Below are 21,776 nucleotides of genomic sequence, written 5' to 3' on the forward strand. Positions count from 1 at the left end.
ACCATCCACCCCGCCTGAACCACCCTGACCCTAGCGTTCTGTCAGGACACCCCGTCCACGTCGTCGGTGAAGCCGCCCGGGTGCGGCAGCCCGATCCGCTCCAGCGCGGCGGCGACGGCGGGCCAGGAGGAGAGGTCGGGGCAGTACCCGGTGGACCGGTTGCCGACCGTCACCACCTCCCAGCCGTCCGCCGCCACCCCGAACCCGATCTCCCCGGCGCTCATCACCGGCTCCCCGCCGGCGCAGGCCACGTGCTCACTCCGGCGCGGCGCGAGCCGCAACGCGCCGCCGAGGTCGACGACGAAGGTGAACGGCTCCTCCGCCACTCCGACCGTCCCCGCCCAGGCCGCGAACTCCCCCGCCGTCCGCACCACGGCACCAGGCGGCCCGCCCACCTCCCGCAACTCCGGCGGCCCGACATACCGATAGGCCCGCCCGAACCCCTCCTCCACCTCGGCCCCGACACCCCGCTCGGCCAGCCGCGCCCGCCAGAACGCCATCTCCACCGCCGTCCCGGCCAGCCCGAACTCCCGCAGCTCCTCCAGGAGTTCGCGTGTCCGCCGCAGCGAGGCCCCGGTGCCCTCGCGCAGGGCCCGCAGTGCCGCCACCGGATCGGCGAGCGGGCCCGCGAGCCGCAGCCGCGCCGGGCCGTGGGCGGTCAGCAGCGCCTCCCGTACGTCCTGCGGCGCCGGCCCGGGCCCGGAGTGCTCGCACATCGCGTCGTCGCAGCCCGGGCAGAAGGACTCGGCGTCCCAGGCGAGCGTCCGCCCGCCGTCGTCCAGGAACTGCCCGACGCTGCGCACCGCCTCGCCCCCGCACTCGGCGCACCGGACGGCCATCCGCGCCCCTTGCTCCGCGCTCACCGTGCCGGCCTCCGTCACGCGGGCCCGAGGCCGCCGGCCTCCCGGGCGGCGGACTCGACGCGGGCGTGGTGCGCCCGCCACCAGTCGGCGTCGCCGGGGGCGGTGTTGATGCCGTCGGGGCGCTGGCCGACCGTGCCGTCGACGAGTTCGCGGACGAGGTCGGCGTGGCCGGCGTGCCGGTGGGTCTCGGCGATCATGTGGACGAGGACCCGGTGGAGGGTCTGCTCGGGGCGGCCCTCGAAGGGCAGCCGGCCGACCGCGTCGAGCGGCAGTTCCTCGATGACGGCGTCGGAGTGCGCCCAGACCCGCCGGTAGCGTCCGACGATCTCCTCGGTGCTCTCGTCCGCGCGGGCCCACAGGTCGGCGTTCGGCTCGACCTCGCCGGTGAACCACACGGGTGCGGGTTCGGCGAAGGGGCGCTCGAACGTGTCGGCGAAGTACAGGACTTCGGCTCCGGTGACGTGTTTGACGAGGCCCAGCAGGTTGGTGCCGGTGGGGCTCAGGGGCCGGCGGAGGTCGTACTCGGAGAGGCCCTCCAGCTTCCACAGCAGGACGTCGCGGGCGTCCTGGAGGTAGATCCGCAGGTCTGTCTTCTCATCGGTGATCGCCATCCGATCAGTCTGTCGATCACACGAACGGCGTCCACCGCTTTTCCCCGCAGTCGCCCCCCCGCACGGCGTTCGCCGAGGTCACGAGCACCGACAGTGACGAGTGGGGTCGATGAGTCGGACTTGAATCTTTACGAACGGATGTTCGATCCTGGGGCTGTGCCCGTTTTCGAATCTGTTTTCGAATCCACCGTCGAGCGTCCGCCGCTCCGACCGGTGGCGTCCCCGGCTGCCCAGCCATCGGGGGAGGGGCCCGACCGCGCCCGGGGCCTGGTCCCGGTGCCCTCCGCGCTGCGCGAGCTCCTGCCGGACGGCGGGCTGCGGCGCGGCACCGCCGTGTCCGTGGCGGGCGGGGACACCGGGCTGCTGCTGGCCCTGGCCGCCGGGGTGCGGGAGACCGAGGGCGGCTGGGCGGCGGCGATCGGGCTCCCCGACCTCGGTCTGGCCGCCGCCGGCGGGTACGGGCTGGACCTCGGCCGCCTCCTGCTCGCCGACGACCCGGGGGCGCACTGGCCCGAGGTGGTGTCCGTCCTGGCGGGCGCGGTCGACCTGATCATGCTGCGCCCGGACGGCCCCGTCCCGCCGAAGCTGGCCGCCCGGCTGGCGGCGGTGCTGCGCCGCAGCGGCTGCGTGCTGCTGGTGGCCGGGCCCTGGCCGGGGGCGGTGCTGCGGCTCGGCGTGCGCTCCGGGCGCTGGTTCGGACTGGGCGACGGCCACGGGCAGCTCGCCGGGCGCCGGGTGGAGGTCGTGGCCGAGGGCCGGGGCTCGGCGGTGCGCGGCCGCACGGCCCGGCTCTGGCTGCCGGACGAGCACGGCGCGGCCCGCCCGTACGAGGAGCAGCGACAAGTGGAACAACAGCCCGTCGCGGCGGTGGTCTGAGATGGCCGAGGACCGAACCCCCCGGGTGCTGGTGGTCTGGTGCCCGGACTGGCCGGTGGCGGCCGTCACCGGCCTGTCCAGCCAGTCCGGGCACGCCGACGACGCCCCCGGCACCCCGCTGGCGGTCACCGAGGCCGGTCGCATCCTCGCCTGCTCGGCGGGCGCCAGGGCCGCCGGGGTGCGCCAGGGGCAGCGGCTCAAGCTGGCCCAGCGGCTCTGCCCGGAGCTGGAGCTGCGCGACCGCGACCCGGAGGCGGAGACCCGCCGCTTCGAGCCGGTGGTCGCGGCGGTGGAGGCGTTCACGCCCCGGGTGGAGGTGATCCGCCCGGGCCTGTGCGCCATCCCGGTGAAGGGCCCCGGCCGCTACTTCGGCGGCGAGGAGCCGCTGGCGGCCCTGGTCGGCGCGGCGGTGGCGGACGCCCTCGGGCGGCCCCCCGTCCCGGACGCCGTCCCCGGCGCGGTGACCCCCGACACCCCGAACACCCCCCACACCCCGAACACCCCCCACACCCCGAACACCCCGAACACCCCCGATACCCCCGACACCCCGAGCGCCCCCCACACCCCCCGCTCCCAGGTCGGCGTCGCCGACGGCCTCTTCGCCGCCGTCCTCGCCGCCCGCGCGGGCGTCCTGGTCCCGCCCGGCCGGACGGCGGAGTTCCTCGCCCCCTACCCGGTGAGCGCCCTGGGCGAGGAGGCCCCGGCCGAGCTGCTGGACCGCCTCGGCGTGTCCACCGTGGGCGCCTTCGCCGCCCTGCCGCCCAAGGCGGTCGCGGACCGCTTCGGTCCGTCCGGCACGGCCGCCCACCGGCTGGCCCGGGGCCTCCAGCCCCGCCCGCTGGTGCCGCGCGAGGAGGAGCCCGACCTGACCGTCGAGCAGCGCTTCGACCCGCCCGAGGCCCTGGCCGAGCCACTGGTGTTCGTCGCCCGCACGCTCGCCGAGCAGCTGCACCGGCGCCTCGCCGGCGCCGGGCTCACCTGCCGCCGGGTGGCCGTCGAGGTCGCCTGCGCGGACGGGCGGACGGCCTCCCGGCTGTGGCGGCACGAGGGCCGGCTGTCGGCGACGGCGCTGGCCGAACGGGTCCGCTGGCAGCTCCAGGCATGGCAGGGCGCGGGCACCTTCGAGGACGCCGGTGACCAGGGCGGCTTCACCCTGCTCCGCCTCGCCCCCGACGGCCTCTCCCCGGACGAGGGCCGCCAACTCGCCCTCTGGGGCCAGGCCGTGGCCGACGACCGGGTGGAGCGCGCCGTCGCCCGGGTGCAGGCGGTGCTCGGGCACGCCGGGCTGCGCCGGATCGAGCAGGCCGGCGGCCGCGGCCCGGAGGAGCAGGCGGTCCGGGTGCCGTGGGGCGAGCCGTACGAGCCCGCCGCCGCGGCCGACGCCCCCTGGCCCGGACGGCTGCCGGACCTCTGGCCGGCCGTGGTGCTGCGCAGCCCCGCCCCCGTACGGGTCCTGGACGAGGCCGGGCAGCCGGTCACCGTGGACGGCCGGGCGGGGGTGTCGGCCAAGCCCGCCCGGGTCGTGGTCGGCGGCCGGGAGGAGTGGGTGACGGGCTGGACCGGCCCCTGGCCCGCCGTCGAACGCTGGTGGGACCAGTCGGCGGCCCGCCGCCGGGCCCGCTTCCAGGTCGTCCTGGACGGCGGCCGGGCCCTGCTGCTCACCGTGGAGGGAGGTGCGTGGCACCTGGAGGCCGACTACGACTAGCCCGGAAGACCCGAAGGGGGGAACAGCACCGGCACCGGCACGACGAAGGCACCCCCACGACGAAGGCACCCCCACGATGGGCTTCACCAGCCACCCCACCCTCCCCTGGAGCGAACTGCACCGCCGCCTGACCGGCACCCCGCCGGAGCGCCCGGTGGTCGTCCCGCTGCGCCGCCCCACCCCGGAGCCACCCGAGAACACCGGAAGCACCGGAAGCACCGGAAAGAACAACGGCACGCAGCCCTGGGCCGAACTCCACGTCCACTCCGCCTTCAGCTTCCTCGACGGCGCCAGCGACCCCGAGTCCCTGGCCGCCGAGGCCGCCCGCCTCGGCGTGGAGACCCTGGCGATCACCGACCACGACGGCCTCTACGGAGCCGTCCGCCTCGCCGAGGCCGCCAAGGGGACGGGCGTGGCCACCGCCTTCGGCGCCGAGCTGACGATCCGCCACGACGACACCAGCACCGAACACCTGCTGGTCCTCGCCCGCGACCCGTCCGGCTACCGCCGCCTCTCCGCCGCGATCGCCTCCGCCCACCTGGCCGGCGGCGCCAAGGGCCGCCCCGCCTACGACGTCGAGGCGCTCGCCGACGCCCACGGCGGCCACTGGGCGGTGCTCACCGGCTGCCGCCTCGGCCGCGTCCCGGCCGCGCTGCCCGACGAGGACGAGGCGGGCCGCCGCCTCCACACCCTCACCGAGGCGTTCGGCCGCGAGAACGTCCACGTCGAGCTGATCGACCAGTGGATGCCCGGCGACGACCGCCGCAACGACACCCTCGCCGCCCTCGCCGCCCGCCACCGGCTCCCCGTCGTCGCCTCCACCAACGCCCACCACGCCGCCCCCGCCCAGGGCCGCCTCGCCCAGAGCCTCGCCGCCCTGCACGACCGCCGCACCCTCCAGGACGCGGCCGGCTGGACCAGGGCCGCCGGCACCGCGCACCTGCGCTCCGGCCGCGAGATGGCCGCCCGGCTGGCCCGCTTCCCCGGCGTCCGGCACGCCACCGCCGAACTCGGCCGCGCCTGCGCCTTCGACTTCGCCGGGCTCGACCCGGAACTGCCCGGCTACCCCGTCCCCGAGGGCGAGAGCGAGATCAGCCACCTGCGCGCCCTGGTCGCGGCCGGCGGCCCCTCCCGCTTCGGCCCGGGCAACGCCGCCGCCCGCCGCCAGCTCGCCAAGGAACTCGACGTCATCGAGGACCTCGACCTGGCCGGCTACTTCCTGATCGTCCACGACATCGTCGACTTCTGCCGCCGCGAGGACATCTGGTGCCAGGGCCGGGGCTCCGCCGCCAACTCGGCGGTCTGCTACGCCCTCGGCATCACCGCCGTCGACCCGATCCACTACAAGCTGCTCTTCGAACGCTTCCTCTCCACCGCCCGGGACGGGCCGCCCGACATCGACCTGGACATCGAGAACCGCCGCCGCGAGGAGGTCATCCAGTACGTCTACCGCCGCTACGGCCGCGACCACGCCGCCCAGGTCGCCAACGTGATCACCTACCGCCCCCGGCTGGCCATCCGCGACGCGGCCCGGGTGCTCGGCTACCCGCAGGGCCAGGTCGACGCCTTCAGCCGCCAGACCGACTTCCGCTCCGCCCCCGGCGCGGACGCCGTCATCCCCGCCGACGTCCTCTCCCTCGCCACCCAACTCCACGGCCTGCCACGCCATCTGGGCATCCACTCCGGCGGCATGGTGCTCACCCGGGAGCCGATCGGCGAGATCTGCCCCACGGAGTGGGCCCGGATGCCGGGGCGCTCCGTCCTCCAGTGGGACAAGGAGTCCACCGCCGGCGCCGGCCTGGTGAAGATCGACCTGCTCGGCCTCGGCATGCTCGCCGCCCTCCACGACGCCTGCGACCTGATCGCCGAACACCACGGCCCGCGCTACGACCTGGCCACCATCCCGGCCGACGACGCCGGGGTGTACGCGATGCTGCGCCGCGCCGACACCGTGGGCGTGTTCCAGGTCGAGTCCCGCGCCCAGATGGCCACCCTGCCCCGCCTCAAGCCCGACCACTTCTACGACCTGGTCGTCGAGGTCGCCCTCATCCGCCCCGGCCCCATCCAGGGCGGCTCCGTCCACCCCTACCTGCGCCGCCGCGCCGGCGCCGAACCCGCGGGCTGCCCGCACCCGCTGATGGAGAACGCCCTCGGCAAGACCCTCGGCGTGCCGCTGTTCCAGGAGCAGATGATGCAACTCGCCATCGACTGCGCCGGGTTCACCCCCGCCGAGGCCGACCGGCTGCGCCAGGCCATGGGCGCCAAACGCTCCCACGAACGCGTCGCCCGGCTGCGCGAGCGGCTGCTGACCGGCATGGCCGAGCGCGGAATCCCGGCCGAGGTCGCCGAGGACGTCTACGGCAAGATCGAAGCCTTCTCCAACTACGGCTTCCCCGAGAGCCACGCGATCAGCTTCGCCCACCTGGTGTACATCAGCGCCTGGCTCAAGTACCACTACCCGGCGGCCTTCACCTGCGCCCTGCTCGCCAACCAGCCGATGGGCTTCTACTCCCCGCTCAGCCTCGTCGCGGACGTACGCCGCCACGGCGTCCGGGTGCGCGGGGTGGACGTCAACGCCAGCGACCCGCGCCCCACCCTGGAGCCGTACCGGGGCCCCGTCCCCACCCCGCCGCTCACCGCCGGGAAGCCCCAACCCGCCATCCGGCTCGGTCTGTCGACCGTCCGGGGCGTCGGCGCCCCGCAGGCCGAGGCGATCGCCGCCGGCCGCCCCTACGCCGACTTGGAGGACTTCGCCCGCCGCACGGCCCTGCCCGCCCCCGTCCTGGAGGCGCTCGCCACCGCCGGGGCCTTCGACTGCTTCGGGCTGACGAGACGTCAGGCCCTGTGGTCCGCAGGTGTGTTCGCCGGAATCTCGGCCGACCTGCTGCCCGGCACCACCCCCGGTGCCGAGGCCCCCGACCTGCCCGGCATGAGCCCCGTCGAGGAGACCATCGCCGACCTGTGGGCCACCGGCACCTCCGCCACCAGCCACCCCCTCCAGCACCTGCGCGCCCGCCTCGAGCACGGCGGCGCCCTCTCCGCCGCCCAACTCCCGGACGTGCCACCGGGAACGGCCGTGGTCGTCGGCGGCCTCGTCACCCACCGGCAGCGGCCTCCCACGGCCGGCGGAGTGCTCTTCCTCAGCCTGGAGGACGAGACCGGCCTGATCAACGTCATCTGCAACCGCCCGGTCTGGGAGTCGCAGCGCCGCACCGCCCTCGACCGCGCGGGCCTGCTCGTCCACGGCCACATCGAACGCGACCGGGGCGCCACCAATCTGATCGCCACCCGGCTCACCCCGCTGCGCCTGGGGCTCTGAGCGGCTCCGCGGGCGGCTCTGCCCACGGCAGATTCGCCGCAGGCAGAGAAGGCTCCCGGAGCGGCCGTCCGGCGCCGACAGTGGAGAGGACAGCCCCAACTCTTCGGTCAGGAGGACCAGATGGCATCGCTCACCACCTTCGCGCCCCGCGCGGAGGAGGGCGACACCCCGCCCAGCCGCTTCGACGACCACCTCTCCGCGAACCTGCTCGGCCAGCGGATCGTCTTCCTCGGCACCCAGGTCGACGACGTCTCCGCCAACCGGGTCTGCGCCCAGCTGCTGCTGCTCTCCGCGGAGGACCCGCGCGCGGACATCAGCCTGTACATCAACAGCCCCGGCGGGTCCGTCACCTCCGGCCTGGCCATCTACGACACCATGCGGCTGATCCCGAACGACGTCGCCACCCTGGCGATGGGATTCGCCGCCAGCATGGGCCAGTTCCTGCTCGGCGTCGGCGCCCCCGGCAAGCGGTTCGCCCTGCCCAACGCGCGGATCATGATGCACCAGCCCTCCGCGGGCATCGGCGGCACCGCCTCGGACATCGAGATCCAGGCGGAGAACCTGGAGTTCACCAAGCGGACCATCGAGCGGATCACCGCCGAGCACACCGGCCAGAGCGAGGAGACCATCCGCCGCGACGGCGACCGCGACCGCTGGTTCACGGCCGAACAGGCCCGCGAGTACGGGATCGTGGACAAGGTGGTCGAGTCGCTCGCCGACATCCGCCCGGCCAACTGGCGTCCGCGAATGGGGCTGTGACATGGGCTCGTACACGGTTCCCTACGTCATCGAGCGCACGGCGCACGGCGAGCGCTCCTACGACGTGTTCAGCCGGCTGCTCAACGAGCGGATCATCTTCCTCGGTACCGAGATCGACGACGGCGTCGCCAACGTGGTCATCGCCCAGCTCCTCCACCTGGAGGCCGCGAACCCCGAGCGCGAGATCGCGATCTACCTCAACTCGCCCGGCGGATCGTTCACTTCGCTGATGGCGATCTACGACACGCTCACCTTCGTGCAGTGCCCGATCTCCACCTTCTGCGTCGGCCAGGCGGCCTCCACGGCGGCCGTGCTGCTCGCGGGAGGGGACCAGGGGCGCAGGTTCGTGCTCCAGCACTCCCGGGTGCTCCTCGGCCAGCCCGCCAGCGGCGGCCGGCGCGGGACGGTCTCCGACCTCAGCCTCGCCGCCAAGGAGATGGTGCGCATCCGCTCCCAGGTGGAGGAGGTCCTCGCCCGGCACACCGGCCACGACCCGGCCACCCTGCGCGCGGACATGGACCGGGACAAGGTGCTTACCGCCGAGGAGGCCGTCGCCTACGGCCTCGCCGACGAGGTGCTCACCCGGCGGCTCGCCTTCTCCGGGCTCTGAGACCGAGGGGCCCGGGGGGCCCGTACGGGCTCACGCCACCAGGCAGAGCGCGTTGCCCACGCCCCGGCCCGACACCTGCCCCGACACCTGCCCCGACATCTGGCTGGACACCGGGCCCGACAGCCGGCTGTGCACCCGGACGGGGGCGTGGACCGGGGCGTGGGCGTAGCGGGTCAACTCCTGCTGGGCGAGCGCGAGGAGGTCGCCCAGGCCCAGCCCGAGGGCCTGGGCCGCGGCCGCGAGCACCTCGGAGGAGGCTTCCTTGCGGCCGCGCTCCAGCTCCGACAGGTACGGCATCGAGATCCGGGCCGCCTCGGCGACGTCCTTCAGCGTCCGTTCCTGGGCCAGCCGTTCGCGCCGCAACACATCGCCGACGAGGTTGCGCCAGAGCGGTTCCCGCCGCACGGGCCGCTGTGGACCCGACAGCGGCCCAGACAGCGGACCCGGCTGCGGAATCGGCTGAGGACCCGCCTGCGCCACGGCCTGCGGGCGCAGCGGGATGACACGGGCTTCCTTCGGCGCATCGATGCTCACCCCTCCAGACTAGGCACCCACGGCGCCAGGGGAAGGGTGCGCCGTTCTGCCCTCGGAGAAGTCGCCACCGAACGACACGACCTACGCAGGCCGCCCCTGCGGCGCCCGCCCCTTGCCCGGTGCGCCCGCGAAGACCTGGGCGATCGGCAGCCAGGCGGTGGCGACCGGCCCGGTGGCGGTCAGCGCGAGGTCGTCGCGGTGGCGGCGCTGGGTGACGAGCAGGCAGAAGTCCAGGGCCGGTCCGGCCACCACGTCCGCGGCCTCCGCCGGGCCGAACGTCCACAACGAACCGTCCGGGCCGGTCAGTTCGAGCCGGACGGGCTGATCCGGCGCGGGCAGACCGTGCAGGGCGAAGGCGAAGCCGAGGGTGCGCAGGCCCAGGTGGGCGATGTGGCGCAGCCGGTCGGTGGGCTCCCGGGCGGCGCCGAGCGCGTCCGCGACGTCCTGACCGTGCGCCCAGGTCTCCATCAGCCGGGCCGTCGCCATCGAGGCGGGCTTCATCGGCGGGCCGAACCAGGGCAGTCTGGCGTCCGCCGGCGCCGCCGCCAGGGCGGCCGCGACCTCGGCCCGCCCGGTGCGCCACCGTTCCAGCAACTGGGCGGGCGCCACGGCGGCACCCTCCTGGGCGCCCGCCTCCACCGGGTCGACCCCGGCGGCCGCGAGCTCCCCGCACCGGCCCTCGCCGCTCAGGGCCGCCCGGAACCCGTCCGGGTCGCGCGCGGCCAGCGCCGTCCAGTCGTCGGTCCAGGCGAGGTGGGCGATCTGGTGCGCCACCGTCCACCCCTCCGCGGGCGTCGCCCGGGCCCACTCCTCGGCCACGAGCCCCGCGACCAGCCCGTCCACCACCGCGCTCTCGGCCGCCAGGTCCGCCAGCAACCCGGCCACCACGTCCGCTGCCGCCATCCGCCGCTCCTCGCCTTCCGTCATCGGTCCACCCATAGCCGAACACACCCCCGCCTACCCACCGGTAGCCAAGCCCTACCCCACGCCCTGCCCCAAGCCCGACCCCACCCCCGTCGTCCGCACCCGAACCGGCCGCGCACGCACCTCTCCCCGCCTCCCGGCATGGGTCGTGTGCGGTGCGTGGAACCACCGCAAACACCCCTGCCGAGGTTCTCGCCACCGCCCGTACCACGTGTGACAATTCCGCGATGACTAGGGCCCGCCCCCGGACCTCCACCAGCCCCGCCACCCCCACGGACCCCGTCGCCCCCGACCCCGCGGTGGACGCGGCGGCCGCCGCGCTGGTGCGGGCCGCCGTCCTCGGGGACCTGGCGCGCCGGGTGGTCGCCGAGTGCGGGGTGGACGTCGGCCTCGTCGGCGTCCCCGACGAACTGCCCTGCGGCGGCATGGTGCTGCGCCACTGGTCCGGCACCCGCGCCGACCTGCTGCACGACCGGCCCGTCCCGGTCGGTACGGGCCTGGGCGGCCGCGCCCTGGCCGAGCGCGCCCCGACCTGGGTGCCGGACTACCGCGCCGCCACGACCATCTCCCACCACCACGACGCCGCCGTCACCGCCGAGGACCTGTACGCCATGCTCACCGTCCCGCTGCTGGACACCGCCGGTACGGTGCACGGCGTGGTGTACGCCTCCCTGCGCGCCGTCGTGCCCTTCGGCGACGTACGGATCGGCGCGGTCGGCTCCCTCGCCCGGACGGCGACCCGCGCGCTGGAGAGGGCCGCCCGGTGGAGCAGGCCCCGCCGCAGGCTCCCGGCCTCCCTCACCCCGCGCGAGCTGGAGGTGCTGCGCTGGGCGGCGACCGGCCGGACGAACCCGGAGATCGCCGCCCACCTGGGCCTGACCTGCAACACCGTGACGGGCTACCTCAAGTCCGCGATGCACAAGCTCGGCGTGCGCAACCGCACCGAACTCGCCCTCGCCGCCCGCGAGTCCGGCCTTCTCAGCTGAACGACAGGGCCGCCGGGTCGAGCAGGGCCGCTCAGTTGACCTGCCGGTCCCGCCCGGCCCAGTACGTCTCGCGCAGCACGAACTTCTGCAGCTTGCCGGTGGCCGTCCGCGGCAGCGCCTCCCTGAACTCCACCGAGGTCGGCGACTTGTAGCCCGCCAGGCGCCCCTTGCAGTGCGCGATCAGATCGGCCTCGGTGACGTCCCCGCGGCCCTCCCGGAGCACGACGAGCGCCTTCACCGTCTCGCCCCACCTCTCGTCCGGCACCCCGATCACCGCGGCCTCGGCGACGGCCGGGTGGGCGTACAGGCAGTCCTCGACCTCGATCGAGGAGACGTTCTCCCCGCCGCTGATGATGACGTCCTTCTTCCGGTCGGAGATGGTCAGCAGCCCGTCCTCCAGCGTGCCGCCGTCCCCGGTGTGGAACCAGTCGCCGCGCAGCGCCTCGGCGCTGGCCTCGGGCTGCTGCCAGTAGCCGTCCAGCACGGTGTTGGAGCGCACCAGCACCTCGCCGGTGTCGTCGATCCACACCCGGACGCCGAGCGCCGGGGTCCCGGCCTTGACGAGCTTCGCGGCCCGGTCGTCGGCGGGAAGCTCGTCCCACTCGGCGCGCGAGCGGTTCACGGTGACGATCGGGGCGGTCTCCGTCAGCCCGTACAACTGCATGAACTCCCAGCCGAGTTGCTCCTCGACCTGCCGCACGACGGAGGTGGGCGGCGGCGCCCCGGCGACGATCATCCGCACCTTGTCCCGGCCGGGTACGGGCCCGTCCCAGTCGGCGGCGGCGTCGAGCACCATCTGCACGACGGCGGGCGCGCCGGAGAGGAACGTCACCCCGTGCCGCTCGATCCGGCGCAGGATCTCCGCGCCGTCGACCTTGCGCAGCACGATGTTCCGCGCGCCCATCCCGGTGAGGACGTACGGCAGCCCCCAGCCGTTGGCGTGGAACATCGGCAGGGTGTGCAGGTACACGTCCCGGTCGCTGACGCCGTAGTGCAGGCCCATCGTGGTGGCGTTCAGCCACACGTTGCGGTGGGTGAGCTGCACGCCCTTGGGCCGGGCGGTGGTGCCGCTGGTGTAGTTGACGGTGGCGGTGGCGTTCTCGTCGATCGCGTACCGGCGCGGGGTGGTGTCGAAGTCGTACAGCACCGCGTCGCTGTCGGCGCCGATGACGAACTTGTGCTTGGCCACCACCCCGTCCAGCGAGTCCGCGAGCTCGGGGTCGACGAGCAGCACGGAGGCCCCGCTCTGCTCGACGATGTACGACACCTCCTCGGCCCTGAGCCGGAAGTTCACCGGCACCAGCACCCGCCCGTACCCGCTGACCCCGAAGAACGAGGTCATCAGCCGCGCCGAGTTGTGCGACACCATCGCGACCCGCTCGCCCGGCCCGACCCCCAGCCGGTCGAGCCCCGCGGCCTGCGCCCGCGCCAGCTCGGCGACCCGTCGATACGTGAGCTCGCCCCAGGATTCGGCCGGCTGCGCCGGCTCGTCGACGATGCCGACCCGATCGCCGTAGACCAGCTCGGCCCGATCGAGGAAGTCCATCACGGAGAGTGGAATCTGCATGCGCCCACTGTTCCCCGTCCGGCCCCCCGCGCACACCCCCGATCGGGGGTGTCGCGCCCGCGGGGCCGCTCCCGCGAGGGAGGCTCGGGTTCCGGTTGCTGAGCCGGGGGCGAACAGGGGGCCGCACGGGATTCAGCGGCGCCGCCCACCTGTTAGGAAGATCGCAGCGACCCGATGGTCGCGACGACCGCTCACCGATGCACGGGGAGAGAACTCAGATGAGCGACGACCACCGGCCCGCCACCCTCTTCGAGGCCGTCGGGGGCCTCGACGCCCTGGAACGGCTCAGCGAGACGTTCTACCGGGGCGTCCTCGCCGACCCGCTGCTCGCGCCGGTCTTCAAGGACTTCACCGCCACCCACGTCCGGCACGTCGCCGTGTGGCTGGCCGAGGTGTTCGACGGCCCGGCCGACTTCACCGGCGAGCTCGGCGGCCACCAGGCCCTGCTGAGCGCCCACCTCGGGCTGAACATCACCGAGGAGCAGCGGCTGCGCTGGATGGAGCTGATGGCCGAGGCCGTCGGCCGCGAGCTGCCCGAGGACGAGGTGCTGCGCAAGCGGGTCCTGGAGTACTTCGACTGGGGCACGAAGATCGCCGAGGACGTCTCCGCCTCCCCGGCCGGCACGGACCTGGGCGAGCCCGGGCCGACGCCGCGCTGGGGCTGGGAGGGGCTCAAGTGACGCTACGGGCACCGGAGGCCCTGCTCGCCGAGGGGCTGCTGCTTCGGCCCTTCGAGGACGCCGACGCGCCCGCCCTGATCGAGGTGTACCGCGACGCGACGCTGCGCCGCTTCACCCGCCTGCCGGTGGAGGACGCCGGATCGGCCGAGCGCTGGCTGGCCGTGCAGTACGAGGGCTGGGCGGCCGGCACCCGGTACTCCTTCGCCGTCCTCGACGCCGACGGGGGAGAGCTGCTCGGCAACGTGGCGCTCAAGCGCGGCGGACCGGCGCGGACGGCGGAGTCGGCCGAGGTCGGCTACTGGACGGCGGCCCCGGCGCGCGGCCGGGGCGTCGCCCCGCGCGGGGTGGAGGCGCTGACGGCCTGGGCGTTCGAGACCTTCGCCCCCTCCGGCCTGCGGTGGATCGACCTGCTGCACCAGGTGGACAACCCCGCCTCCTGCCGGGTGGCGCTCAAGAGCGGCTACGCCTACGAGGAGACGCTCTCCGCCCTCCCGCCGGAGTACCCGGTGGACGGCCACCGGCACGTCCGGAAATGGCTGGACGCACCCGAAGCGCGCGGCCCAGAGTAGGCGCATGGCTTCTCTGGTACGGCATGTGACGATCGACTGCGCGGACCCGTTCGCCCTGGCGGGCTTCTGGGCGAAGGCGCTGGACGGCTCCCTCGCGGAGGACGACGAGGAGGGCGACCCGGCGGCGACGGTGGAGTCGGCCGGCGCCTCGCTGCTCTTCATCCGGGTGCCCGACCCCAAGACGGCGAAGAACCGGGTCCACTTCGACCTCCAGCCGCAGGACCGCACCCGGGACGAGGAGGTCGAGCGCCTGGTCGCCCTGGGCGCCACCGTCCTGGCCGACCACCGCCGCCCGGACGGCACGGGCTGGGTCACCATGGCCGACCCGGAGGGCGGCGAGTTCTGCGTCGAGCGCAGCCGGGCCGAGCGCGTCGCCACCGGCGACGAGTGACTCTCGGTCACTCCGGCCACTCGCCCATGGCCGCCCGCCAGTTCCACGAGGACCTGCGCGGGCGGCCTTCGAGTTCCCCGCGCCCGGTGCACCAGAGCAGGACCTCCCCCGGGTGGGCGGCGGGCACCTGCGGGGCGTCGGGGAAGAGCCGGTCGAGCACCAGGGCGCACAGGTCGGCGGGCGGCAGCCAGGACAGCCCAAGCCCGAGGGTGATGTCGTGGGTGTGCAGGAGGGTCTCGGCGACGCCCATCGCCGCGAAGCCGTGCGGTTCGCAGGGCCCGTGGTGGTACGCGCGCAGCTCGGGCGGGGCGGCGTCGAGGGTGACGGCGAGCAGCTGTCCGGCGGCGGCGACCACGGTGAGCACCTCGGCGGGGGACGCCTCGGGGTGGACGGCGAGGTCGAACGGCAGGTAGCGGTCCCGGGGGCGGGAGGCGACCTGCCCGGCGTAGGCGAGCAGGTCGTGGGCGATGTGGGCGGCGGTCTCGCGGCAGCTCCAGTGCAGCGGTCCGGCGGTGCGGCTCCAGTCGCGGTCCCCGGCGTGCGGGGTGAGCACCCGCAGGGAGGCGTCCAGGGCGGTTCGTACGGCGTCGCCGTTGCGCACGGTCACTCCAGTTCGTGTCGGTGGACGGTCAACACGATAGGGCGAACGCTCGGGCCGTGACAGGAAGTTCATCCGATCATCGACCTGTGCACGCTGCCGGCGGGGCGCTCAGCCCAGCTGGATCGAGCGCTTGGCCAGCCCCATCCAGAAACCGTCGATGACGCTGCGCTGGCTGTCGAGGTCGGCCTCCCCGGCGCCCAGGGTGACGAACAGCGGGGCGAAGTGCTCGGTACGCGGGTGGGCGAGGCGCCCGGCCGGGGCCTTGTGCTCGAAGTCGAGCAGCGCGTCCAGGTCGTGGGCGGCCAGGGCGCGCCGGCCCCAGTCGTCGAACTCGGCCATCACCGAGGTGACCCGGCCGTCGCTGCTGAGCGCCCGCAGGTTGTGGGTGAAGAACCCGCTGCCGACGATCAGCACGCCCTCGTCGCGCAGCGGGGCGAGCCTGCGCCCGATCTCCATGAGCCGCTGCGGGTCCAGGGTGGGCAGGGAGACCTGGAGCACCGGCACGTCGGCCTCCGGGTACATCTCGACCAGCGGGACGTACGCGCCGTGGTCCAGCCCCCGGTCGGGGATGTCCTGGACGGGCGTGCCGGGGGCGCGCAGCAGCTTGCGCACGCGCTCGGCGAGCTCCGGCGCGCCGGGGGCGGCGTAGCGGACCCGGTAGTAGTGCTCGGGGAAGCCCCAGAAGTCGTACACCAGCGGTACGGTCTCGACGGCGCCGAGGGCCAGCGGGGCCTCCTCCCAGTGGGCGGAGACCATCAGCACGGCCTTGGGGTGCGGCAGGTCCGCGGCCCAGGCGGCGAGCTCGCCGGGCCAGACCGGGTCGTCGGCGAGCGGGGGCGCGCCGTGCGAGAGGTACAGGGTGGGCATGCGCTCGGGGGCCGCGGCGGTCATGGCGTCCTCCTTCTCGTCGATTCTTCGTCGATTCTCCGACATGTAGTTCAAATTTGAACCTCTTGCGATCGACGGTACACCTTCGTTCGAATTTGAACAACAGGAGTAGACTTCGCCCCATGTCCTCACCGAACGAACCCCGCTGGCTCGACCAGGACGAGATGGCCGCCTGGCGGGGCTTCGTCGCCGCGAGCAACCTCCTCAACCGCCGCCTGGAGCGTCAGCTGAAGGAGGACGCGGGGCTCTCCCACCAGCAGTACGAGATCCTGGTGCACCTCTCCGCGGCCCCCGGCGACTCCCTGCGGATGACCGAACTCGCCGACAAGCTCATCACCTCCAAGAGCGGCCTCACCTACCAGGTGACCCAGCTGGAGCGCGCGGGCCTGGTCGCCCGCCGCTCCTGCCCCAGCGACGTGCGCGGCGTCTTCGCCGAACTCACCGACCAGGGCCGGGAGATGCTGCGCCAGGCCGCCCCCGGCCACGTCGCCCTGGTGCGCGAGCTGCTGATCGACGTGCTCACCCGCGAGCAGCTGGCCGTCCTCGCCGAGGGCCTCGGCACGGTCAGCGCCCGGCTGCGCCTGGACGAGACGCCGTAGACGAGGCGCCGTAGACACGGGGCGGCGCCGGGGCCGGGGCGCCGCAAGCGGGCACCCCGCCCCCGGAAGGCGCTACCGCCCCGCCTTGGGCCGCAGTTCCGGCGGCAGCGGCGCGGCGCCCGAGCGGCGCACGGCCTCGGCGCGGGCGATCTCGAAGGTCACCACCGGGTCGTCGCCGCCCTTGCTCCACGCGTGGGCGCCGCACCACGGGCCGATCGCCCGGAACTGCTCCAGCGCGACCTGGTACAGCCCGGCCTGCCCGGCGTACGCCGCGAGCAGGTGCCGCAGCCCGGGCAGCCGGTGGTCGTCCGGGCGCACCTGCGCCAGCGAGGCCGCGACCTGCATCAGGCGCCTGCGGCGCTCGTCGGAGGTCATCGAGCCGAGGGTGCCGCGCTCCTCCAGCTCCGACAGCCCGTACAGGTAGACGCCCGCCAGCGGGCTGCCGGCCGGGGCCGCGTCCAGGGCCCGCTCGGCGAAGGCCGTCATCTTCTTGTCGGTGCCGAACCACTTGGCGCACCAGTACTGCAGCCCCTGCCCGTGGCCCGCGTAGTGGTGCGGCGCCCGCTCGACCAGGCCCTTCCACAGCTCCTCGAACTGCTCCGGCTGGTACTGCGCGCCGCGCGCCGCGGTGAGCATGACCACCCAGGGCGCGGGGTTGGCCGGGTCGAGCAGCGAGGCCCGCTTGGCCGCCTCGATGGCGGCCGGCAGCATCGCCCGGAAGGCCTTCATGTCCTCCTCGGGCACCTCGTTCGCGTACTTGCTGCCCCGGATCTCCCACGCCTTGGCCACCATCCGGCTGGCCTCCAGGGCGGCCGCGTCGCAGTCGCCCGGGTCGCCGGCGCGCCAGGCCTTCACCCAGCTCTCGTCCTCGTCGGCGATGGAGTCCAGCAGCTCCAGCCGGAACCAGCGCTCGTCCCAGTCCGTGCCGGCGGCCCGGACGTACGCGGCGGCGGCCCGCCAGTCGCCGGCCCAGGCGGCGTCGGCCACCGCCTGCTGCTCCTTGCGCACGTGCGGGGCGGCCGGCGGGCCGGGGCGGCGGGCGTCGAGCCGCTCGCGCGGGGCGAGCCCGTAGGCGGCCGCGTCGAAGTCGACGTCGACGCGGGCCAGGTTCCCCTTGGTCACGGTGGTCTTGGCGCTGCGCGATCTATTGATCAGCGTGATGATCGAGATGATCACAATCAAGGAAATCAGATGAGTCACGAGGGAGAATCATCCAGGTCGGTCAGGTGTGCGAGCAACGCGGTACCCCTCCCGCGCGACCGGCCCCCGTTCCCGTAAAACCGCTGGCCGGAGGCCGGTTTCCGTGCCAACATGCCCCATATGGGGACGATTCTGCACGGCACCCTCGTCACGCTCCGCCCGGCCACCCCGGAGGACATCCCGGCCCTGGCGGCCATCCGCGCCACGCCCGAGGTGTTCGCCCGCTGGCGCGGCGGGGAGGACCTGGCCGACGAGGTCGCCACGGAACTGGAGGATCCGGAGACGGAGACCTTCGCGGTGGACGTGGGCGGCAAGGTGATCGGCGCCGTGCAGTGGTACGCCAACAACGACGACGAGTACCGCCACGCCGGGATGGACCTCTACCTCGACCCCTCCGTGCACGGCGTGGGCCTGGGCACCGACGCGGTGCGCACCATGGCCCGCCACCTGGTGCGCGACCGCCACTACCACCGGCTGATCATCGACCCGGCCGCCGACAACGCCGCCGCCATCCGCTGCTACACCAAGGTCGGCTTCCGCCCGGTCGGCACCATGCGCCAGTACGAGCGCGGCTCGGACGGGACGTGGCACGACAACCTGCTGATGGATCTGCTCGCGGACGAACTGCTCGACGACTGACGGAGCCCCGCCCGGCCTCGCCCGCCTTCCGCGAATGTGGCGATGCTGTACAGACACCTTGTCAGCCACCCGACCTGAGCTGTACAGACACCTCGACGCCACGGGAGTGATCTGAACTGCTCAACTGGCGTTCTTCCCGATGTACCGAGCAGTAGCTAGCGTTCCTCCGCCGATCCCCGGCGCCCGGCCGACGGGCGTCGGGCCACTCCGGACTGACGGAATCCCTCCCCAGGAGAACGCCCATGCTCTCGCGTCGCACGGCCACCGCCCTCGCCACGGTCACCGCCGCACTGCTGCTCGGCACCATCGCCCCGACGGCCACCGCCGGAACCGCCTCCGCGAGCCCCACCACGCTGTCCGTGTTCGCATTCAACGTCGACCTCGGCACCGCCATCGTCGACAGCACCCAGAACGAGCAGGCCGCCCGCCGCACCCCGGTGGTCGAGCAGATCATCCGTCAGCACAGCGCCGACGTCGTCATCCTGGACGAGAACTTCAACAACACCTCGACCGCCGACATCAACGCCAAGCTCGCCGACCTCTACCCGTACCGCACCCCGGTCGTCGGCCAGAGCTGTTCCGGCGGCGGCTGGACGGGCGTCAGCGGCAACTGCTCCAACTCGTGGTTCGTCATCAACGGCGGCACGATGATCCTCTCGAAGTACCCGATCAGCGCCCAGTACGCGCACGTGTTCTCCAACTCCACGTACGGCACCTGGGACTACCACGCCAACAAGGGCGCGGCGCTGGTCAAGGTGACCAAGAACGGCACCCCCGCCTGGGTCGTCGGCACCCACCTGCAGGCCGACGAGGACGGCACCTCCACCGACACCACCCAGTCCACCCGGCTCGGCCAGCTCGCCGAGATCCGCGCCTGGGTGGACGGCGTCGTCGGCGGCACCGCGCCCGTGCTGATCGGCGGGGACCTCAACGTCGAGTACTTCCACGGCCAGAGCCGCGGCGACTACGCCAACGCCCAGAACGCCGTGAACGGCGTCCTCGGCACCCCCGCCACCGACCCCGCGCAGAACCGCACCACCATGGACTGCCAGGTCTCCTCCTGGTGCCAGTACATGGCGGGCGTCGAGACCTTCCCGAAGGACTACCGGGACGACCTCGACTACGTCGGCTACCTCAACGCCCCCGGCCGCCCGGTGCCCGCCTCGATGTCCACCGTGGCCATCGACTTCGACCCGCAGACCGGCTGGACCCCGGGCCAGCTGGACACCAAGGCGCCCAGCGACCACTACCCGGTCGAGGCGACCTTCCAGCTCAACTGATCCGCACGGCTCAGCCTTCGGCGGCCGCCCGGTCCGGCGCCGGGCAGCCGCAGGAGCGCCGCAGCACCGGCTTGGCCGGGAACGTCCGGGCGCCGGCCGCCCGGAGCTCGGCCCCGCCCAGCACCAGCTCCACCGCCGCCCGGGCCATCGCGTCCTGGGCGGTGGTGACGGTCGTCAGCGACGGGCCGGCGATCACCGCCTCGGCGATGTCGTCGAAGCCCGCCACCGCCAGGTCCTCCGGCACCCGGATGCCCAGGTCGTCGGCGGCCCGCAGCAGGCCGATCGCCTGGTCGTCCGTCGCGCAGAACACGGCGGACGGCCGGTCGGGGCGGGCCAGCAGCGCCAGCGCCTCGGTGTGCGCCCGGACGCGGTCGAACGGCGCCCCGGTCAGCCGGCCCTCGGTCTCCAGCCCGGCCTCGGCCATCGCGGCGGCCCATCCGGCCGTCCGGCAGGTCACCGGGTCGTGCGGGCTCAGCGAGAAGGTGCCGCCGAAGCAGTGCACCCCGGTGTGCCCGTGGCCGAGCAGGTGCCGCACGACCTCGCGGGCGCCGCCCTCGTCGTCCGCCACCACGGCGACGCCGTTCGGGCTCTCCGTGCGGTGGTGCAGCAGCACGACCGGGGTGCCGTCCACCGCGTCGAAGCCGCTCAGGCCCGGGGTGGACGGGTCCTGGGTGACCAGGATCAGTCCGTCCACCTGCATGCCCAGGAAGGCGCGGATGTAGTGGGCCTCACGCTCGTCCGCGTAGTCGGAGTTGCCGATCAGCAGCAGCCGGCCGTGCTCGGTGGCGGCCTGCTCCACGGCGTGGGCGAGCCCGGCGAAGAACGGCTGGCGGGCGTCCGGAACGATCATCCCGAGCAGGTCGGTGCGCCGGCGGGCCATGGCCTGGGCGACCCGGTTGGGCCGGTAGCCGAGCTCCGCCACGGCCGCGAGGACCCGCTCCCGGGTCGCCGCCGCCACCGGGCGCGGCCCGTCGTTGATCACGTAGCTGACGACCGCGGTCGACGTCCCCGCCAGCCGTGCCACATCGTCCCGAGTCACCCTTGCCATGACGGGGAGCCTACACAGCACCCCCGACCAGTGGCTTTCCGCTCGATCGGGCCCCAGCGGTTGCGGGCGGGCCCGCGCCGACCGGAGGGTGGTCGGACGGGCGGCAGCGTGGCCGCCACCGCCCAGGGTGGGGAGCCGTCCGATGAGCTCGCCGTCACACCGCCGGGCCGCACCGGCCGCACCGGCCGCACGGTCCCCGCGCCCCCGGCCCCGCGTCCGCATCCACGCCCGGGCGCGCGCGGCGGCCGCCCCGCCCCCGCACCCCAGGGTCCGGCCGTGGCGCGCCTACGCGGTGGTGGCGACGATCGCGCTGCTCGTCGTCGCGGGGCTGCTGCTCTACCTGGACGAGCGCTCCAGCCGGGGCCAGGCCCAGACGGTGGGCACGGCGCCGGGCCCGGACCGGGTCACCGTGCACGTCGTGCTCCAGCGGGTGGACGCGGCCGCGCAGACGCTGGTCACCAAGGTGCTCGTCCAGCCCGAGGGCTCGCTCGCCCGGGAGGAGAACCTGCTGGTGCCGGCCCAGGACGTGGAGCTGGGGACCACCTCCCTGGAACAGCGCACGCTCCGGTACCCCGCCGGGCAGCAGATCGCGGCCGGAGCCGTCTCCTTCGACCTGTTCGACGGGCGGGTGAGCGACTACCCCTTCGACCACTACCACGCGACCATCGGCTTCAAGGCCACGGCGGGCGGCCGGGAGGTCCCGGTGGTGATCGAGCTGCAGGAGGCCGACCCGTTCTTCGCCTTCAACCGCAGCCCCGGGCCCGCCGAACTCGGCGAGGGGGCGGTGGCCGTCACCGAACGGATCACCCGCTCCCGCAGCACCTTCATCCTCGCCTGGTTCATGATCGCGGCGATGTGGGCGCTCGCCCTGTCCGTCCTGGGCGCCGCCTGGCTGATCGTGCGCCAGCGCCGGGGCCTGCTCTGGCCCGCCCTCGGCTGGATGGCGGCCACCCTGTTCGCCCTCGTCGGCCTGCGCAACGCCGCCCCCGGCGGCCCGCCGATCGGCTCGCTGCTGGACTACGGGGCCTTCTTCTGGGCGGAGCTGCTGGTGGCGGTCGGCCTCACGATGGTGGTCGTGCGCGGCATCCGGATCGAGGGCGGGCACCGGGATCCCCAGTAGTACGCCC

At 74.3% G+C, this 21,776-nt stretch carries 22 protein-coding genes; 13 read left to right on the plus strand and 9 right to left on the minus strand.

Annotated elements, in window-relative coordinates; all coding sequences use genetic code 11:
* Positions 1-41: 41 nt before the first annotated feature.
* Both ACIBCA_RS21130 and ACIBCA_RS21135 read right to left on the minus strand, forming a co-directional pair.
* Complete coding sequence (locus tag ACIBCA_RS21130; RefSeq protein WP_396284478.1) at positions 42-863, minus strand: hypothetical protein; 822 nt, start codon at positions 861-863, stop codon at positions 42-44.
* A 14-nt stretch (positions 864-877) separates the two neighbouring features.
* On the minus strand, positions 878-1,474 hold the full coding sequence (locus tag ACIBCA_RS21135; RefSeq protein ID WP_396284479.1) for a DinB family protein: 597 nt from the start codon (positions 1,472-1,474) through the stop codon (positions 878-880).
* A 213-nt stretch (positions 1,475-1,687) separates the two neighbouring features.
* Here ACIBCA_RS21135 and ACIBCA_RS21140 point away from each other — a divergent pair, with 213 nt between their 5' ends.
* From ACIBCA_RS21140 to ACIBCA_RS21160, 5 genes are all read left to right on the plus strand, one after another.
* The gene (locus ACIBCA_RS21140; RefSeq protein ID WP_396284480.1) at positions 1,688-2,350 is read left to right on the plus strand and encodes a hypothetical protein; all 663 of its coding nucleotides are present in this window, start codon (positions 1,688-1,690) and stop codon (positions 2,348-2,350) included.
* A 1-nt stretch (position 2,351) separates the two neighbouring features.
* Positions 2,352-4,055, plus strand: a complete 1,704-nt coding sequence (locus tag ACIBCA_RS21145) for a DNA polymerase Y family protein (protein WP_396284481.1) — start codon at positions 2,352-2,354, stop codon at positions 4,053-4,055.
* A 76-nt stretch (positions 4,056-4,131) separates the two neighbouring features.
* On the plus strand, positions 4,132-7,374 hold the full coding sequence (locus tag ACIBCA_RS21150; RefSeq protein WP_396284482.1) for an error-prone DNA polymerase: 3,243 nt from the start codon (positions 4,132-4,134) through the stop codon (positions 7,372-7,374).
* Positions 7,375-7,494: 120 nt separating this feature from the next.
* Positions 7,495-8,133, plus strand: coding sequence for a ClpP family protease (locus tag ACIBCA_RS21155; protein ID WP_396284483.1), 639 nt, complete (start codon positions 7,495-7,497; stop codon positions 8,131-8,133).
* A gap of 1 nt (position 8,134) precedes the next feature.
* Positions 8,135-8,743, plus strand: a complete 609-nt coding sequence (locus ACIBCA_RS21160; RefSeq protein WP_396284484.1) for a ClpP family protease — start codon at positions 8,135-8,137, stop codon at positions 8,741-8,743.
* A 30-nt stretch (positions 8,744-8,773) separates the two neighbouring features.
* Here the strand turns inward: ACIBCA_RS21160 and ACIBCA_RS21165 are convergent, their stop codons facing one another.
* Both ACIBCA_RS21165 and ACIBCA_RS21170 read right to left on the minus strand, forming a co-directional pair.
* On the minus strand, positions 8,774-9,199 hold the full coding sequence (locus tag ACIBCA_RS21165; RefSeq protein ID WP_396284729.1) for a helix-turn-helix domain-containing protein: 426 nt from the start codon (positions 9,197-9,199) through the stop codon (positions 8,774-8,776).
* 159 nt (positions 9,200-9,358) lie between these two features.
* The gene (locus tag ACIBCA_RS21170; protein ID WP_396284485.1) at positions 9,359-10,180 is read right to left on the minus strand and encodes a TIGR03084 family metal-binding protein; all 822 of its coding nucleotides are present in this window, start codon (positions 10,178-10,180) and stop codon (positions 9,359-9,361) included.
* A gap of 248 nt (positions 10,181-10,428) precedes the next feature.
* Here ACIBCA_RS21170 and ACIBCA_RS21175 point away from each other — a divergent pair, with 248 nt between their 5' ends.
* Positions 10,429-11,187 (plus strand): LuxR C-terminal-related transcriptional regulator, encoded by a 759-nt coding sequence (locus ACIBCA_RS21175; protein ID WP_396284486.1) that lies wholly within the window; start codon positions 10,429-10,431, stop codon positions 11,185-11,187.
* Positions 11,188-11,218: 31 nt separating this feature from the next.
* Here ACIBCA_RS21175 and ACIBCA_RS21180 read toward each other — a convergent pair whose 3' ends face one another.
* Positions 11,219-12,754, minus strand: coding sequence for an AMP-binding protein (locus tag ACIBCA_RS21180; RefSeq protein WP_396284487.1), 1,536 nt, complete (start codon positions 12,752-12,754; stop codon positions 11,219-11,221).
* Between the two features lie 218 nt (positions 12,755-12,972).
* Between ACIBCA_RS21180 and ACIBCA_RS21185 the strand changes: the two genes are divergently transcribed.
* From ACIBCA_RS21185 to ACIBCA_RS21195, 3 genes are read left to right on the plus strand one after another with little or no spacing between them, the layout of a single operon-like run.
* Entirely contained in the window at positions 12,973-13,434 is a 462-nt protein-coding gene (locus ACIBCA_RS21185) for a group II truncated hemoglobin (protein ID WP_396284488.1), read from the plus strand.
* On the plus strand, positions 13,431-14,003 hold the full coding sequence (locus tag ACIBCA_RS21190; protein WP_396284489.1) for a GNAT family N-acetyltransferase: 573 nt from the start codon (positions 13,431-13,433) through the stop codon (positions 14,001-14,003). Before ACIBCA_RS21185 ends, ACIBCA_RS21190 begins: the two co-directional genes overlap by 4 nt.
* A 4-nt stretch (positions 14,004-14,007) precedes the next feature.
* On the plus strand, positions 14,008-14,394 hold the full coding sequence (locus ACIBCA_RS21195) for a VOC family protein (RefSeq protein ID WP_396284490.1): 387 nt from the start codon (positions 14,008-14,010) through the stop codon (positions 14,392-14,394).
* Between the two features lie 7 nt (positions 14,395-14,401).
* Here the strand turns inward: ACIBCA_RS21195 and ACIBCA_RS21200 are convergent, their stop codons facing one another.
* Positions 14,402-14,995, minus strand: coding sequence for a hypothetical protein (locus ACIBCA_RS21200; RefSeq protein WP_396284491.1), 594 nt, complete (start codon positions 14,993-14,995; stop codon positions 14,402-14,404).
* A gap of 108 nt (positions 14,996-15,103) precedes the next feature.
* The gene (locus ACIBCA_RS21205; protein WP_396284492.1) at positions 15,104-15,886 is read right to left on the minus strand and encodes a dioxygenase; all 783 of its coding nucleotides are present in this window, start codon (positions 15,884-15,886) and stop codon (positions 15,104-15,106) included.
* Positions 15,887-16,005: 119 nt separating this feature from the next.
* On the opposite strand from ACIBCA_RS21205, the gene ACIBCA_RS21210 reads away from it, so the two are divergent.
* Positions 16,006-16,482, plus strand: a complete 477-nt coding sequence (locus ACIBCA_RS21210) for a MarR family winged helix-turn-helix transcriptional regulator (protein WP_396284493.1) — start codon at positions 16,006-16,008, stop codon at positions 16,480-16,482.
* Between the two features lie 72 nt (positions 16,483-16,554).
* Here ACIBCA_RS21210 and ACIBCA_RS21215 read toward each other — a convergent pair whose 3' ends face one another.
* Positions 16,555-17,658, minus strand: a complete 1,104-nt coding sequence (locus ACIBCA_RS21215) for a hypothetical protein (protein ID WP_396284730.1) — start codon at positions 17,656-17,658, stop codon at positions 16,555-16,557.
* 144 nt (positions 17,659-17,802) lie between these two features.
* Here ACIBCA_RS21215 and ACIBCA_RS21220 point away from each other — a divergent pair, with 144 nt between their 5' ends.
* Positions 17,803-18,321: a GNAT family N-acetyltransferase gene (locus tag ACIBCA_RS21220; RefSeq protein ID WP_396284494.1), complete on the plus strand. Its 519-nt coding sequence runs from the start codon at positions 17,803-17,805 to the stop codon at positions 18,319-18,321.
* Positions 18,322-18,563: 242 nt separating this feature from the next.
* Positions 18,564-19,601, plus strand: a complete 1,038-nt coding sequence (locus tag ACIBCA_RS21225) for a sphingomyelin phosphodiesterase (protein ID WP_396284495.1) — start codon at positions 18,564-18,566, stop codon at positions 19,599-19,601.
* Positions 19,602-19,611: 10 nt separating this feature from the next.
* Here the strand turns inward: ACIBCA_RS21225 and ACIBCA_RS21230 are convergent, their stop codons facing one another.
* Complete coding sequence (locus ACIBCA_RS21230; protein WP_396284496.1) at positions 19,612-20,649, minus strand: LacI family DNA-binding transcriptional regulator; 1,038 nt, start codon at positions 20,647-20,649, stop codon at positions 19,612-19,614.
* 142 nt (positions 20,650-20,791) lie between these two features.
* Here ACIBCA_RS21230 and ACIBCA_RS21235 point away from each other — a divergent pair, with 142 nt between their 5' ends.
* Positions 20,792-21,769: a DUF4436 family protein gene (locus ACIBCA_RS21235; protein WP_396284497.1), complete on the plus strand. Its 978-nt coding sequence runs from the start codon at positions 20,792-20,794 to the stop codon at positions 21,767-21,769.
* Positions 21,770-21,776: the final 7 nt, after the last annotated feature.

Origin of the sequence: Kitasatospora sp. NPDC051170, assembly GCF_044455705.1 — a bacterium.
In the GTDB taxonomy this organism is placed as follows: domain Bacteria; phylum Actinomycetota; class Actinomycetes; order Streptomycetales; family Streptomycetaceae; genus Kitasatospora.